This is a genomic window from Streptomyces sp. SID14515, from assembly GCF_010548505.1.
Classification (GTDB): Bacteria; Actinomycetota; Actinomycetes; order Streptomycetales; family Streptomycetaceae; genus Streptomyces; species Streptomyces caviscabies.
The window spans coordinates 18,313-32,237 of sequence record NZ_JAAGMH010000065.1 but is presented as its reverse complement, the minus strand read 5'-3'; the positions used below and the strand labels follow the sequence as shown (position 1 = coordinate 32,237).

Below are 13,925 nucleotides of genomic sequence, written 5' to 3'. Positions count from 1 at the left end.
GCGCATTCTCCCGGCAGGAAACCTCGGCCGGCTTTCCCGGTGAGGTGGGCAGGTTCGTGGGCAGGGCGTGCCGGAGGGCACGCGGACGAGGCCGTCGGCGCGGCTGTGTGACGGTGCGTGGGGGCGAATGTGGGTGGGGGGCGAGTGGTGGGGGGTGGCGCTTGGTGCGGCCCGGGCGCGGAGGGGCACCGGGACCGGCCGGTGGTGCGGGCCGGTGTCCCGGTGCGGTGTGCTCGGCGGGCCCGGAGCCGGACCCGGGGTGGGTCAGTCCTGGGGTCTGTGGCCGTGGTGGGGGGCGAGGGCCAGGACGGCTTTCGGCTGCACGACGAAGGGGCGCATCATCATCATGTCCTCGTGCTCGTAGACGTGGCAGTGGTGCATGAACCGCCCGGGCGGCCCGTCGAACGTGGCTCCGACCGTGATGAGTTGGGCGGGAGCGAGCGAGATGACGTCCTTGGGGCCCTGTTCGGCCGCGGTCAGCGGGGCGTTCTTCCGCCAGCGGATCGGGGTGGTGGTGCCGGCCCCGTAACCGCCGCCCGGCAGCTCGAAGAAGGTGAAGGAGCTGACGTCGTACACCTCGCGGCTCAGCCCCTGGAAGGCGACCGCGTGGAGGTGCATCGGGTGCGGGTAGGCGCCTTCGGACTTCTCCAGGCTGAGGAATCTCCAGCGTTCGGTGGCTCCGGCGGCGACGGTGAACCGCACCGGGTCCTCGAAGGTGGCGGAGACCCGCCGGAAGGTGCGGACCGTGCCGCGCTCGTCCTCGATCTGGACGATTCCGTCGATCGGGAGCTTACCCTCGGGCGCCTCGGTCTCCTCCATCTCCCAGAGTTCGGGGTCCTTGGGGTAGACGGGGGTGACGATGACGAGGCGTTCGGGGGCGGCGGCCGACGGTTCGGCCGGGGTGAAGGACGTGGCGAGGCGCTTCGGCGGGACGAACATGTCGTGCCCGGCCCGCGACGCGACGCGGAACTCCATCAGGTCGGGGCGGGCTCCGGGTTCGGGCAGGGCGTTGACGAGCCGCAGCCGTCTGCCGCGCAGGGCGGAGAAGTCCACCAGGAGGTCCGCGCGTTCACCGGGGGTGAGCGGGACGCCGTCGGTCACCGGGTCGGGTTTCGGCAGCAGTCCGCTGTCCGTGCCGATCAACCGGAAGGCGCGGGGCGGGAGTTCCTCGCCCTCCTCGTCGAGAATCTTCAGGAGGTAGGGGCGGTTGTTCGACGCGTTGAGGGCGCGGAAGCGGTACCACCCGGCCTCGACCTCCAGGTGCGGCCAGATCACTCCGTTGACCAGGTTGAACGGCCCGGTGAAGGGGCGGACCAGTTCGTAGGGGTCGTCGGCGACGACGATGCCCTTGTAGAGGAGGTCGCCGGTGAACGCGCCGTCCTCGTCGAGGTCGAGGTTACGGTCGAAGAAGAGGAGGGGGATCTCCCGGTCGCCGGAGGGCAGACGTAACCGCCTCTCCTCCTCGTCGCGGATGAGATAGGCGCCCGCGCCGAGGCCGGTCATCACGTTGAGGTGCGTGATGTGCATGGCGTGGTCGTGGTACCAGAGTCCGGCGGCGGGCTGCTCGTTGGGGTATTCGGCGAGCTGGGCGGCGCCCGGCAGGACGGCGTTCTCCGCCCAGCCGTCGTTGCCACCGCCGGTGACGGCTCCGTGCAGGTGGACCACGGCCCACGGGGGCAGTGCGGCGACGTCGGCGCGCACCGCGGCTCCCTCGCGGCCCGGGCGGTCCCACATGAGGGGCAGCTCCGGATCGTAGGCGAACGGAACACGGACGGCCTGCAGGGGGTAGGCGCCGGTGAGGTCGTTCTCCCAGGCGATCCGGAGTCTGCTGCCGCGCTTGGCCTCGATGGTCGGGCCGACGTGCGTGCCTTCGTACGTCCACAGCCGGGTGTGCGGCAGGCTGCGGTGGAGGCGGACGCGGGCCGAGCGCATCGTGACGGTCAGCTCCCCCTTGCGGCCGCTGATCACCCGGGGGACGGGCAGCGGGTCCAGGAAGGGCACGAGGGCTTTCGCCGCCTTCGCCGCGCGGGCGGCCTTCTCGGCGGCATCCCGCGTGAGCCGGGGCCCGGCTTCCCGGGCCTCGCGGACGGCGTCGGGCAGGTCGTCGAGCGGGGTGCCGAGGGCCGCCGTCATCAGGGCGGACCGGGGCGGCGCGGTGGCGGCCATGGCGCGGCCGGATCCGCCGGGGAGGGCGAGTCCGGTGCCGAGGGCCGCCCCCGCGCCCGCCACGCCGGCTCCGATGAGGAACCCCCGGCGGGCGACCAGGTCCGACAGCTTGGGGGGAGTTCTCATGTGGGATCGGCCGCCATGCTCTCTATCAGGCTCTTGGGCCGCAGATCGGTCCAGTTCTGCTCGACGTAGTCCAGGCAGGCCTGGCGGGTGTCCTCCGGGTGGGCCACGGTCCATCCGGCGGGCACCTCGGCGAACGCGGGCCACAGGGAGTGCTGTCCCTCGTCGTTGACGAGCACCAGGTAGGTGCCGTCCTCGTCCTCGAACGGATTGGTCACCGCAACCTCCATCGACTTAGGTAAGGCTATCTTTACTTGATCGATAGCGACCCTACCCACCCATCTCGCGGTTGACTCACCGATCCCACAACTCACGTGCTCAACAACGAATTTGATGGCTTGAAATGAGCGCCCCGGGCCTCTCTCGGCATCCGGGGCGCGCCTTCACGCGGTACCGGTGCCGCGCCGTTTGAACAGCACCCACCCCAGGTACACACCGCCCAGCACGGCGGTGGTGACGCCCACCGGCAGCAGATTGTTGCGCTGCGACTCCTCCACGACCCGGATCCATCCGATCTGCCGGTCGGCCCACACCAGGGCGGAGAAGAACTGGCCGGAAGCAAGGTGTGCGGCCGAGAGCAGTCCGGCGCCCACCGCCCCCGCCGAGACCAGGCTGACCCCCGGGCTGCGGCTGACCATGGCGGCGATCTGCGGGGCGGCCAGCGCGATGAACGGGATGGGCCCGGCGCTCGCCACCGCCACCCCGCAGAGCCCGATGCCCAGCACCGTCAGGGCGAGCCGCGAGCGGTTCACCCGGACGCCCAGGCCGGTGGCGAGATCGTCGCCGAGCTCCATCATCCGCAGCCGTATGCCGAACAGCAGCACCGGCGGCAGGAGGATCGCCAGGGCGACGGCCATGATCTGCACGGAGCTCCAGCCCCGCCCGTTGAGCGTGCCGACCAGCCAGATGTGCGCGTTCTGGGCGTCGTTGAGGGAGGACCGGGTCAGCAGATAGGAGTTGACCGAGCCGAGCATCGCCGTCACACCGAGCCCGATCAGGACCAGCCGGATGCCGTGCAACCCTCCCCTGCTCGCCAGGACGGAGACCAGCAGCGCGGTGACCAGGCCGCCGACGATCGCTCCGGCGGCCACCGAGGCGGCGGCTCCGCCGAATGTCACGATGACCAGGATCGCCCCGGTCGCCGCGCCGCTGTTGAAGCCGATGACATCGGGGCTGGCGAGCGCGTTGCGTGACACGCTCTGGAAGATCGCGCCGCTCATGCCCAGCGCACAGCCGGCCAGGATCGCCAACAGGGCCTGGGGCAGGCGCTCCTGGTTGACGAAGTGGACGGCGAGCCGGTCGCCCGTCCCGTAGAAGAGGGCGCGCGCCACCTCGGGCACCGGCACCGGGTAGGAGCCGACGCACAGGCTGACCAGCAGCAGGAGCGCCGCGAGCAGCAGGGCGCCGCCGCTCACCAGGGCCGTACGCCGGTGCATCCGGAAGCTGACCCTGCCGGACCACCACCGCACGGGGCGGGCGGCGTCCGAGGCGCGGGGGCTCTTCTCCGGGGCCGTACGGACGTCGGTCGCCGTCACAGCGAGGCCTCCTTGCGTCGGCAGACCATCGCGATGAACACCGGCGCGCCGATCACCGCGGTCACCGCACCGACCTCCAACTCGTCGCCGGGCAGCGCCACTCGGCCGATGATGTCCGAGACCAGCAGCAGCACCGGGGCCAGCAGCATCGAGTACGGCAGCACCCAGCGCAGGTCCGGCCCGGTCAGCCAGCGCGCGACCAGCGGAACGACCAGGCCCACGAAGCCGATCGGCCCGGCGGCCGCCGTCGAGGCTCCGCACAGCAGGGTCACGGCGATCACCGCGGCGATCCGGGTGCGGGCGATCCGCGCCCCGAGCGCCCGGCCCAACTCCTCGCCGAGGGCCAGGGAGTTCAGCGGACGGGCGAGCAGCAGGGCGATCACCAGGCCGACTGCCACGAACGGCAGCAGCTGCACGACGAGTTCGGGTTCCCGTCCGGCGAGCGAGCCGACCATCCAGAACCGCAGGTAGTCGTAGGTCGCGGAGTCGAAGACGGTGAGTCCGGCGATGACGCCGCTCAGGCTCGCGCTCACCGCGGCCCCGGCCAGCGCGAGGCGTACGGGCGTTGGCCCGGCTCTTCCGGAGGCGCCGAGCACGTACACGATCACCGTGGTGAGCGCCGCGCCGACGAAGGAGAACCACACCAGCGACCCGAAGCCGGCCAGGCCGACGACGCCGATGCCGAACACCACCGCCGCCGAGGCGCCCGCGTTGACACCGAGGAGCCCCGGGTCGGCCAGGGGGTTGCGGGTGACGGCCTGCATGACCGCTCCCGCCACGCCGAGCGCCGCACCGGTCATCAGGCCGACGAGCGTGCGTGGCAGGCGGAGTTGGCGGACGACGTCGGTGGCGTAGGAGCCGTCGTCGTGCCAGAGGGCGGTCCACACCTGGCCGAGCGTGGTGTCCTTGGTGCCGATCCAGGTGCTCAGCACGACGAGGATCAGCAGCAGTCCGGCGAGGACGAGGAGTCCGCCGCCGCGCAGGGCGGACCGGACGGCGGTGGGTTCCGGCTGCGGCTTCCGTGCGGCGGACCGGCGGCCCAGCGCGGTGGGCGAGGCCGTCATGTCGGCGTCCCGCCCGCGCGGAGCGATCGAGGAGGGCCCTCTTCTAACGCCTGCGGCGCGCGAGGCCCTCCGGTCCGAGAGCCGAACATAACCACCCGCATGGTGCTGCCTTCCGTCGCGTCCACAGTCATCGCAGTGGCGCCACGCACCGTCAACCAACCTGTCGCACAGGCCGGTTGACTGATCGAGCGAAGCGGAGCCCCCCGCGAAGTAAGGCTGACCTTACCCAAGATCGTGTCGGCTGAGGAGACCGGTTCCCGGGCCCGGTCAGAGCCCGAGGTCGCTCAGGCGGGCCTCGTAGCGGATGGTGAGGTCCTCGGAGTCGCCGGCCGGGTTGTCCCAGAGGGCCTCCAGCTCGGAGCGCACCGCGTCGGGCAGCGCCTCGTACCGCTCGGACCAGGTGTCGGAGTTCGGTATCCAGTAGCCGACGACCTTGAAGCGCTCCGCCGGGAGCCCCAGCTCGCGGCGGAGGTAACGGCGTACCGTGCGCAGGGCGTTGGTCTCCCCCGCGACCCATACGTACCCGCCCGCGAGATCCGTGCCGGGCGGGACCGCGGCGGTCACCAGGTCGGCCAGCCGGCTCGGGCCGTGACCGTTTCCGCCGTAGGTCCAGGTCACCTTGGAATCGGGCAGCTCCCGCAGGGGCAGTACGGCCGAGGGATCGGGCGCCTCCAGGACCACCCGGGTCCTGACATGGTCCGGTGTGTTCTCCAGCAGGCGGGCGGCGGCGGGCAGACCGGTCTGGTCGGCGACCAGCACCTGCCAGGTGAGATCGGCCGGAGGGTTGTAGAGCCCGGTGGGGTCGTTGACGCCGACCACATCGCCGGGCCGCGCCTCGGCGGCCCAGCCCGACGCGACTCCGCCCTCGTGGAGCACGAAGTCGATGTCGATCTCGCCCTCCGCCGGGCGCACCGCGCGGATCGTGTACGTGCGCATCGGCGCGACGGGCTGCCCCTCGGGGGTCTCCCACCCGCCCTGCTCGGTCGTCCGGGGCAGCGAGACGTCGGTGCGGTCCGGGCCGTGCGGAAGGAAGATTCGCACGTACTCGTCGCCGACCCCGGTGGACCCGAAGCCCGCCAGGCCTTCGCCGTGGAGGGTGACGCGGGTCATGGTCGCGGTGAGCGGCCGCACTCGGGCGACGACGGCTCGGTGGATCGTCATAGACACTGCCCCTTCGTACGCGTGGTCGGCCTGAGCGCCTCGCCCGCAGGACGAGAGAACCGATGTGACTTAGGCCAGCCTAACCTTCCATCGGCGTCGGTTCGAGACGGCCTCGGCCATCAGCCCGGTACCTGCCGGAAAACGGCGTCGCCACTCCCCGGCGTACATGCCAGAATCCGCCGCATGTCGGTTCGCTATCCCCGCCCCCTGCAGCCCGGTGACCGCATCGGCGTCACCTCTCCGTCCAGCGGCGTGCCGAAGGAGTTGCGCGAGCGGCTCGCCGTGGCGGTGCGCGATGTCGAGGCGCGCGGGTACGAGGTCGTGACCGGCCGGTGCATGGACGGCTCCGGGCATGTCAGCGCCCCCGCCGCCGACCGGGCCGCCGAGCTGACGGCGATGCTGACGGACCCCGGGATCAGGGCCGTGGTACCGCCGTGGGGCGGGGAGACGGCGATCGACCTGCTGCCGCTGCTCGACTGGGACCGGCTGCGGGAGGCCGAGCCGACCTGGGTGGTGGGCTACTCGGACATGTCGACCGTCATCACCCCGCTGACCCTCCTCACCGGGGCGGCGACCGTGCACGGGAACAACCTCATGGACACCCCGTACCGGGTGCCGGAGGGGCTGGTGTCCTGGCTGGACGTCGTCGCCGCGCCGCCGGGCCACCGGTTCACCCAGATCCCACCGGAACGGCACCGGGCCACGGGCCGGGACGACTACGCCGAGCACCCGGACGTCCGGGCCTTCACGCTCGACACCCCGGGCCGGTGGACCCGGCTGGACGGCAGCGGCGACGTGGACGTCGAAGGGCGGCTCGTCGGTGGCTGTATCGAGATGCTGGCCAACATCGCGGGCACGCCGTATCTCGACACCTCCGACTTCGCCCGGGCGCACGCCCCGGAGGGTCTTCTCGTGTACGTGGAGGCCGGCGGCGACGACGCGTTCGCCATCTGCCGCCACCTGCACGGGATGCGGCTGGCCGGGTTCTTCGACACGGCCGCAGCCGTGCTCGTCGGCCGGACCTCGGCCCCGGACATGGGTTCGCTCACGCAGTATCAGGCCGTGCTGGACGCCCTCGGTCCGCTGAACGTGCCGATCGTCGCCGATGTCGAGTGCGGTCATGTGCAGCCGTTCCTCCCGCTGGTCAACGGGGCGCGCGCCCGCGTCGTGCACACGTCGACGCGCAGCGAGCTGACCCAGACGCTGGACTGACCGCCGCGACGCCCGACGAACCGTCATGAGCAGGCGCATCGGTCCTGACGTGCGGACCAGCTCAGCAGATGCGCGGCAGCTGCTCGCCCAGCGGCATGTCCACCACCCGGGTGCCGCCGAGGCCCGTGGCCGCCACCACCATGCCGGGGTGCTCCGCCACGCAGGTGCCGATCCGTACGGACTCCTTGCCCAGCGGGTGGGCGCGCATCGCTTCCAGCACCGCGTCGGCGTGGTCCGGCGGTACGAAGGCGACGAGCTTGCCCTCGTTGGCGACGTACAGGGGGTCGAGGCCGAGGAAGGAGCAAGCGTTGGCCACGGTCTCGGGCACCGGGAGGGAGCCCTCGTCGAGGGTGATGCCGATGCCCGCGGCTCCGGCGATCTCGTTGAGCGAGGTGGCCAGGCCGCCCCGGGTCGGGTCGCGCAGGACGTGGAGGTCACGGCAGACGGCGAGCATGTCGGCGACCAGGCCGGCCAGCGACGCGGTGTCGCTCTGGATCTCGACGCCGAACTCCAGCCCCTCGCGCACGCTCATGATGGCCACGCCGTGGACGCCGATCTGCCCGCTGACCAGGACCGCGTCACCGGCGGCGGCGCGCTGGGGGCGGATGTCGACGCCGTCGGGGACCAGACCGATCCCGGCGGTGTTGATGAAGATCCCGTCGCCGTGTCCGGCGTCGACGACCTTCGTGTCGCCGGTCGCGACGGTCACGCCCGCCGTGCGGGCCGCGTCGCCGAGCGCCTGCGCCACCCGCCCCACCACGGACAGTTCGACGCCTTCCTCCAGGATGAAGCCGCAGGAGAGGTAGGCGGGCTCGGCGCCCGCCATGGCCAGGTCGTTGACCGTGCCGTTCACGGCGAGGTCCCCGATGCTGCCGCCGGGGAAGAACAGCGGCCGGACGACGAAGGAGTCGGTGGAGAAGGCGAGCCGGGCGCCGCCCATGGTCACATGGGCGGAGTCGCCGAGCTCGGCGAGGACGTCGCTGCCGAAGGCGGGTGCGAAGAGGTGCTCGACCAGTTCGGCGGAGAGCGTTCCGCCGCCGCCGTGCCCCATCACGATGCGTTCGTGGTCGCGCAGCGGGGCGGGGCAGGTCCAGCCGGAGAAGTCGGCGGGGGCCGGGGCGATGTCAGCCAACGGAACTCGCCTCCTTCGTCGCGGCCTTCGGGGCGTCCTTCTTTGGGGCTTCGAGCCGCCGGTACAGGTAGTACGCGGCGCACGCGCCCTCGCTGGAGACCATGGTCGCGCCGAGCGGGTTGCGCGGGGTGCACTCCTTGCCGAAGGCGGCGCACTCGTGCGGCTTGATCAGGCCCTGGAGGACTTCGCCGCTGCGGCAGACCGTGGACTCCTCGGTCTCGATACCGGTGACGGAGAAACGGTGCTCGGCGTCGTACTCGCGGTACTTCGGCGACAGCCGCCAGCCGCTCCGCGGGATCATCCCGATGCCGCGCCAGGAGCGGTCGGTGACCTCGAAGACGTCGGCCAGCATCGCCTGGGCGGCCGGGCTGCCCTGTTCGTTGACGGCGCGCGGGTAGGCGTTCTCGACTCTGTGCTCGCCCGCCTCCAACTGCCGTACGGCGCGGCGGATGCCTTCGAGGATGTCGAGGGGTTCGAATCCGGTCACGACGATGGGGACCTCGTGCTCGGCGGCGAGCGCCGGGTACTCCTTGGTGCCCATGACCGTGCAGACGTGCCCGGCGGCGAGGAACGCCTGGACCTGGCAGTCCGGCGAGTTCATGATCGCGTCGATCGCCGGGGGCACACGAACGTGCGAGACCAGCAGGCTGAAGTTGGGGATGGACAGCTTCTTCGCCTGGTAGACCGTCATCGCGTTCGGCGGGGCGGTGGTCTCGAAGCCGATGCCGAAGAAGACGACCTGCTTGTCCGGATTCTCCTGGGCGATGCGCAGGGCGTCGAGCGGCGAGTAGACCACGCGGACGTCCGCGCCCTCGCTCTTGACCTGGAACAGGTCGCGGCCGCTGCCCGGAACACGGAGCATGTCGCCGAACGAGCAGAAGATCACGTCGGGCCGGGAGGCGATCTCCAGGGCCTTGTCGATGATCTCCAGCGGGGTCACGCAGACGGGACAGCCCGGGCCGTGGATCAGCCGGATCTCGTCGGGCAGCAGCTGGTCGATGCCGTGGCGGATGATCGAGTGCGTCTGTCCGCCGCAGACCTCCATGAGGGACCAGGGCTTCGTGGTGAGCGCCCGGATGTCGTCGAAGAGCCGTTTCGCGAGGACCGGGTCGCTGAACTCGTCGAGATACTTCATGACCTCGCCTCCTTCTCAGTCCCGTCGGCGGGGAGTTCGGTCCCGGCCGGGCGCTCCGCGCCCGCGTCCTTGGCCGCCTTGCCCCAGTGGTCGCCGAACTCCTCCTCCAGCACACCGAGGTTCTCGAAGAGTTCCAGGGTCTGGCGCGCCGATTCCTCGTCGAGCCGTTGCAGGGCGAATCCGACGTGGACGATCGCGTAGTCGCCGACCTGCATGTCGGGGACGTACTCCAGGCACACGTCCTTGACGACGCCGCCGAAGTCGACCTTGGCCATTCGCGTGGCGTCGCGTTCCTCGATCTCCAGCACTCGGCCGGGTACGGCCAGACACATGGCGCTCTCCTCCCTCACTCCTTCGTCCGGGCGGCGACGATCAGTTGACCGAGGGCGAGTCCGCCGTCGTTGGGGGGCACCTTGCGGTGCCTCAGTACGGTGAAGCCGTCCGCCTCCAGCCCCGTACAACAGCCTTCGGTGAGCAGGGCGTTGCAGAAGACGCCTCCGGTCAGGGCCACGGTGGCGATGCCCGTGCGCTGCCGGGCCGCCGCGCACACCTCCCGTACGAGGACGGTCACCGCGCGGTGGAAGCGGCGGGCCACGGCGGTGGCCGGGGCGCCCGCGAGGACGTCCGCCGCGGCGGCGGCGAGGACCGGTCGCGGGTCGGCGATCAGGGGGGCCGCCGGCCCGTCCGGCTCTGCTCCCAGGATGAACCCGTACGCGGGCTCCCGCCCGTCGTCGCCGCCCGGGGCCGCGTCCGCGCCGGTCAGCGCCGCGTTCTCCAGGCGCATCGCGGCCTCGGCCTCGTACTCCACCCGGTGGCAGACACCGGCGAGCGAGGACACCGCGTCGAAGAGGCGGCCCATGCTGGAGGTGGGTACGCAGTTCAGGCCGCGCTCCAACTGCCGCTCCAACAGGCGCCGTTCACCGGGCGGCGCGATGGCGGTGCAGGGCAGGGCGTCCGACCACGGCAGTCCGGCGGCGCGCAGGTGCGACAGCGCCATCCGGTACGGGTTGCGGACCGCGGCGTCGCCGCCGGGCAGCGGGACGTAGCGGAGGTGGGCGAAGCGTTCGAAGCCGTCGTAGTCCGCGATGAGGATCTCGCCGCCCCAGACCGCGCCGTCGTCGCCGTATCCGGTGCCGTCGAAGGCGATCCCGATGACCGGCGAGCCGCCGTCGAGGCCGTGTTCGGCCATCGTGGAGGCGACATGGGCGTGGTGGTGCTGGACCTGGCGCAGCGGGAGGCCACGGGCCTCGGCGGTGCGGCGGGCCCACTGGGTGGAGCGGTAGCCGGGGTGCCGGTCGGCGATCAGGAGGCGCGGGGTGACGTCGGTGAGGTCGGTGAGGTGGCCGGTGGCGCGCTCGAAGGCGGTGAGGGTGGCGAGGTCGTCCATGTCGCCGACGTGGGCGGAGAGCCAGGCGTAGCGGTCGTCGGCGGCGCAGAAGGTGTTCTTCAGGTCGCCGCCGACCGCGAGGGCGGGTTGGACGGGCAGCGGCAGGGCGAGCGGCAGCGGGGCGTAGCCGCGCGAGCGGCGGACCGGGAGTTCGGCGCCGGCGCAGATCCGGACCACGGAGTCGTCGCAGGGCACATGGATGGGCCGGTCGTGCCGGAGCCAGGCGTCGGCCAGTCCGTCGAGCCGGGTCAGGGCCTCGGTGTCGTCGGTGACGATCGGCTCGCCCGAGCGGTTTCCGCTGGTCATGACGAGGACGGGCGGTCCTGGCGGGTCGCCGGGGAGGCCGAGGAGCAGGCGGTGCAGCGGGGTGTACGGCAGCATCACGCCGAGATCCGGGCTGCCGGGGGCGACGCCGGGCGCGACATCGTGCGCCGGGCGGGTGCGGCGGCGCAGCAGGACGACGGGTTTGCGGGGGCCGGTGAGGAGGGCGCGTTCGGCGCTGTCGACGTGGGCGAGCGCTTCCACGGTGGCCAACGAGTCGGCCAGCACGGCGAACGGCTTGTCGCCCCGGTTCTTGCGCTTGCGCAGGGTCCGTACGGCGGTGGGGTCGGTGGCGTCGCAGGCCAGGTGGTAGCCGCCGAGCCCCTTCACGGCGAGGACGGCCCCCTCTGCGAGCAGCCTGCGGGCCGCGTCGAGCGCCTCGGCGTCGCGCAGGGCGCCGGGGTCGTCGGGGCCGCGGCAGAGCATGAGGTGGGGGCCGCAGCGCGGGCAGGCGATCGGCTGGGCGTGGAAGCGGCGGTCGGCCGGATCGGCGTACTCCCGGGCGCACTCCGCGCACATGGGGAAGCCGGCCATGGTGGTCAGCGGGCGGTCGTAGGGCAGACCGGTGACCACGGTGAACCGGGGGCCGCAGTGGGTGCAGGTGATGAACGGGTGGCGGTGCCGCCGGTCGGCCGGGTCGGCGAGCTCGGCCAGGCAGGCGTCGCAGGTGGCGGTGTCCGGCGGGATCAGGGTGCGGCCGGGTCCGGCGGCCGAGGGGCGGATGGTGAAGCCGCCGTCGTCGTTCGTGACGGTGACCGGTCGCGCCTCGACGGACTCCACGAGGGCGAGCGGCGGTGCGCGGGTCCCGAGGGCGTCGGTGAAGGCGTCCACGTCAGCCGCCGGGCCCTCGACCTCGGTGCGGACGCCGCCGGCGTCGTTGGTGACCCAGCCGGTGAGGCCGTGTTCCTCGGCGAGGGTGTAGACGAACGGGCGGAAGCCCACGCCCTGGACCGCGCCGCGCACGGTGAGGTGGCGGCGGACCCGTTGCGGGGCCGTCGCGGGCGGGGGCTTCCGGGGGGTCATCGCGGGCTACCCGCCGGTAGGTGCGCGGCCGCCCGGTCGCGCGGATGCGCGTGCTCGCGCTCCTCGTGCCCGTGCTCCGGGCCGTCCTCGTGCCCCGGGTCGTCCTCGTCGTGACGGTGGTGCAGGTGCTTCTCGTGCTGCTGGGCGAGGACCGGCGTGTGCGTCTCCAGGCCGTCGGCGGCGCGCAGGACGTGCGCGAGCAGCTCGTCGACGCCCTCGCCCGTGCGGGCGGAGGTCTCGATCACGGGCACGCCCGGGTTGACCTGCTGGACGCCCGCGAGGAAGTCGTCCCGGCGGAACTCCACCGCCTCGGCCAGGTCGGACTTGGTGACCACGACCAGCTGCGCGAGCCCGAAGGCGGCCGGGTATTTCACCGGCTTGTCCTCGCCCTCGGTCACCGAGGCGAGCGCGATCCGCAGGGTCTCGCCGAGGTCGTAGGAGGCGGGGCAGACGAGGTTGCCGACGTTCTCGACGAAGAGCAGCCGGGTCTCCTCGGGCAGCCAGCCGTCCAGCTTGCCCCACAGCATCCCGGCCTCCAGGTGGCACAGCCCGTCGGTGAGGATCTGCCGTACGGGGGCTCCCGAGCGGGCCAGGCGGGTCGCGTCGTTCTCGGTGGCCAGGTCTGCGGTGACGGCGGCGGCGGGGGTGCCGCCCGCGACAGCCCTGGTGAGGAGCGTTTCCAGCAGGGCCGTCTTGCCGCTGCCGGGGCTCGACATCAGGTTGACGGCCGCGGTGCCCCGCTCGTCGAGGGTGCGGCGCAGCTCCACGGCGTTGGTGTCGTTCTTCGCCAGCACGGCCTGATGCAGGTCAACGGTGCGGCACATGGCTCGCCTCCGGTACGTCGTCCCCGGGCCGGCCGTCCGATTCCTCCAGGACGACCCGGGCGATCTCCAGTTCGCGCCCGCCGGTCAGGCTCATCGCCCGCGCGCAGGGCGCGCACCACAGGTCCGGGGGCATCCCGGTCGCGGGGTCCCGGCCGCAGCCCTCGCAGTGGGCCCGTCCCTCTACAGTCTCGATCAGCAGCCGCGCGCCCGCCAGCGAGGTGCCCTCGGCCGCCACCCCGAAGGAGAAGTCGAGCGCCTCCGGCACCACCCCGGACAGCTCCCCGATCCGCAGCGTCAACGACCGGACGTGCGCGTCCCCGGCGTCCTGCTCGCGGACCGCGCTCTCCACCTGGTCGACGACCGCCATCGCGATGGACAGCTCATGCACGGCGCTCACCCCCTCGCTACCCTGAAAGGACCATGGCTGGTCACGAGGTCGAACGGCGAGCGCTGCTCACCCCGGTCCTGCTTCTGCTCCTGGCCGAACGTCGGGGTCATGGCTACGAGCTGGTGCAGCGGCTGGGCGCGTTCGGCTGGGAGGAAGCCGAGTCGGCGCATGTGTACCGGCTGCTGCGGGGCATGGAGAAGTGCGGTGAGGTCACCTCGCGGTGGTGCGCTTCCGCCTCCGGCCCCGCGCGCCGGGTGTACGCCATCACTCCGCAGGGCGCCATGGATCTCGCCCTGTGGTTCGTCCGGCTGGGAGAACTGCACAGCACCCTCCATCTCTTCCTCGAGCGCTATGTGCAACTGGAGGATGTCGGGGGCGGGGACGAGCCTTCGGACCGCTCCCGTCATCACTCCGATCACGGGGACTACATCCGGCGCATGCGCAGGTAGCGCCG

General features: G+C 72.3%; 13 protein-coding genes. 2 read left to right on the top strand and 11 right to left on the bottom strand.

Features of this window, described 5'->3' with window-relative positions:
- Positions 1–264 precede the first annotated feature (264 nt).
- The 5 genes from G3I54_RS11670 to G3I54_RS11650 form a co-directional block, all read right to left on the bottom strand.
- Positions 265–2,292 (bottom strand): multicopper oxidase domain-containing protein, encoded by a 2,028-nt coding sequence (locus tag G3I54_RS11670; protein WP_164613773.1) that lies wholly within the window; start codon positions 2,290–2,292, stop codon positions 265–267.
- Entirely contained in the window at positions 2,289–2,507 is a 219-nt protein-coding gene (locus G3I54_RS11665; protein ID WP_065479820.1) for an MbtH family protein, read from the bottom strand. Before G3I54_RS11665 ends, G3I54_RS11670 begins: the two co-directional genes overlap by 4 nt.
- A 165-nt stretch (positions 2,508–2,672) precedes the next feature.
- A complete protein-coding gene (locus G3I54_RS11660) occupies positions 2,673–3,824 on the bottom strand; it encodes an iron chelate uptake ABC transporter family permease subunit (RefSeq protein WP_164613771.1) in 1,152 nt (383 codons plus the stop codon).
- Positions 3,821–4,888 carry an iron chelate uptake ABC transporter family permease subunit gene (locus G3I54_RS11655; protein WP_164613769.1) on the bottom strand — a complete coding sequence of 356 codons (1,068 nt, stop codon included), beginning with the start codon at positions 4,886–4,888 and terminating at the stop codon, positions 3,821–3,823. Before G3I54_RS11655 ends, G3I54_RS11660 begins: the two co-directional genes overlap by 4 nt.
- A gap of 267 nt (positions 4,889–5,155) precedes the next feature.
- The gene (locus G3I54_RS11650) at positions 5,156–6,049 is read right to left on the bottom strand and encodes a siderophore-interacting protein (protein WP_164613768.1); all 894 of its coding nucleotides are present in this window, start codon (positions 6,047–6,049) and stop codon (positions 5,156–5,158) included.
- Between the two features lie 183 nt (positions 6,050–6,232).
- Here G3I54_RS11650 and G3I54_RS11645 point away from each other — a divergent pair, with 183 nt between their 5' ends.
- Entirely contained in the window at positions 6,233–7,261 is a 1,029-nt protein-coding gene (locus tag G3I54_RS11645; protein ID WP_164613766.1) for a S66 peptidase family protein, read from the top strand.
- Positions 7,262–7,322: 61 nt separating this feature from the next.
- On the opposite strand, the gene hypE is transcribed toward G3I54_RS11645, so the two are convergent.
- The 6 genes from hypE to G3I54_RS11615 all read right to left on the bottom strand — a co-directional run bounded on the left by hypE (position 7,323) and on the right by G3I54_RS11615 (position 13,471).
- The gene (hypE, locus tag G3I54_RS11640) at positions 7,323–8,312 is read right to left on the bottom strand and encodes a hydrogenase expression/formation protein HypE (RefSeq protein WP_343240324.1); all 990 of its coding nucleotides are present in this window, start codon (positions 8,310–8,312) and stop codon (positions 7,323–7,325) included.
- Positions 8,313–8,385: 73 nt separating this feature from the next.
- The gene (hypD, locus tag G3I54_RS11635; RefSeq protein ID WP_164613762.1) at positions 8,386–9,528 is read right to left on the bottom strand and encodes a hydrogenase formation protein HypD; all 1,143 of its coding nucleotides are present in this window, start codon (positions 9,526–9,528) and stop codon (positions 8,386–8,388) included.
- On the bottom strand, positions 9,525–9,860 hold the full coding sequence (locus tag G3I54_RS11630; RefSeq protein WP_164613760.1) for a HypC/HybG/HupF family hydrogenase formation chaperone: 336 nt from the start codon (positions 9,858–9,860) through the stop codon (positions 9,525–9,527). The genes hypD and G3I54_RS11630 overlap by 4 nt, the downstream gene beginning before the upstream one ends.
- Before the next feature lie 14 nt (positions 9,861–9,874).
- Complete coding sequence (hypF, locus tag G3I54_RS11625; protein ID WP_164613758.1) at positions 9,875–12,259, bottom strand: carbamoyltransferase HypF; 2,385 nt, start codon at positions 12,257–12,259, stop codon at positions 9,875–9,877.
- The gene (hypB, locus tag G3I54_RS11620; protein ID WP_164613756.1) at positions 12,256–13,083 is read right to left on the bottom strand and encodes a hydrogenase nickel incorporation protein HypB; all 828 of its coding nucleotides are present in this window, start codon (positions 13,081–13,083) and stop codon (positions 12,256–12,258) included. Before hypB ends, hypF begins: the two co-directional genes overlap by 4 nt.
- Positions 13,067–13,471, bottom strand: coding sequence for a hydrogenase maturation nickel metallochaperone HypA (locus G3I54_RS11615; RefSeq protein WP_164614122.1), 405 nt, complete (start codon positions 13,469–13,471; stop codon positions 13,067–13,069). Before G3I54_RS11615 ends, hypB begins: the two co-directional genes overlap by 17 nt.
- 32 nt (positions 13,472–13,503) lie before the next feature.
- Between G3I54_RS11615 and G3I54_RS11610 the strand changes: the two genes are divergently transcribed.
- A complete protein-coding gene (locus tag G3I54_RS11610; RefSeq protein ID WP_164613754.1) occupies positions 13,504–13,920 on the top strand; it encodes a helix-turn-helix transcriptional regulator in 417 nt (138 codons plus the stop codon).
- Positions 13,921–13,925 lie beyond the last annotated feature (5 nt).

Bases quoted from the DNA above. Each gene is read 5' to 3' on its own strand.
- hypF (WP_164613758.1), bottom strand. From the start codon at position 12,259: ATGACCCCCCGGAAGCCCCCGCCCGCGACGGCCCCGCAACGGGTCCGC.
- G3I54_RS11650 (WP_164613768.1), bottom strand. From the start codon at position 6,049: ATGACGATCCACCGAGCCGTCGTCGCCCGAGTGCGGCCGCTCACCGCG.
- G3I54_RS11630 (WP_164613760.1), bottom strand. From the start codon at position 9,860: ATGTGTCTGGCCGTACCCGGCCGAGTGCTGGAGATCGAGGAACGCGAC.
- G3I54_RS11655 (WP_164613769.1), bottom strand. From the start codon at position 4,888: ATGACGGCCTCGCCCACCGCGCTGGGCCGCCGGTCCGCCGCACGGAAG.
- hypB (WP_164613756.1), bottom strand. From the start codon at position 13,083: ATGTGCCGCACCGTTGACCTGCATCAGGCCGTGCTGGCGAAGAACGAC.
- hypD (WP_164613762.1), bottom strand. From the start codon at position 9,528: ATGAAGTATCTCGACGAGTTCAGCGACCCGGTCCTCGCGAAACGGCTC.
- G3I54_RS11610 (WP_164613754.1), top strand. From the start codon at position 13,504: ATGGCTGGTCACGAGGTCGAACGGCGAGCGCTGCTCACCCCGGTCCTG.
- hypE (WP_343240324.1), bottom strand. From the start codon at position 8,312: ATGGGGCACGGCGGCGGCGGAACGCTCTCCGCCGAACTGGTCGAGCAC.
- G3I54_RS11670 (WP_164613773.1), bottom strand. From the start codon at position 2,292: ATGAGAACTCCCCCCAAGCTGTCGGACCTGGTCGCCCGCCGGGGGTTC.
- G3I54_RS11645 (WP_164613766.1), top strand. From the start codon at position 6,233: ATGTCGGTTCGCTATCCCCGCCCCCTGCAGCCCGGTGACCGCATCGGC.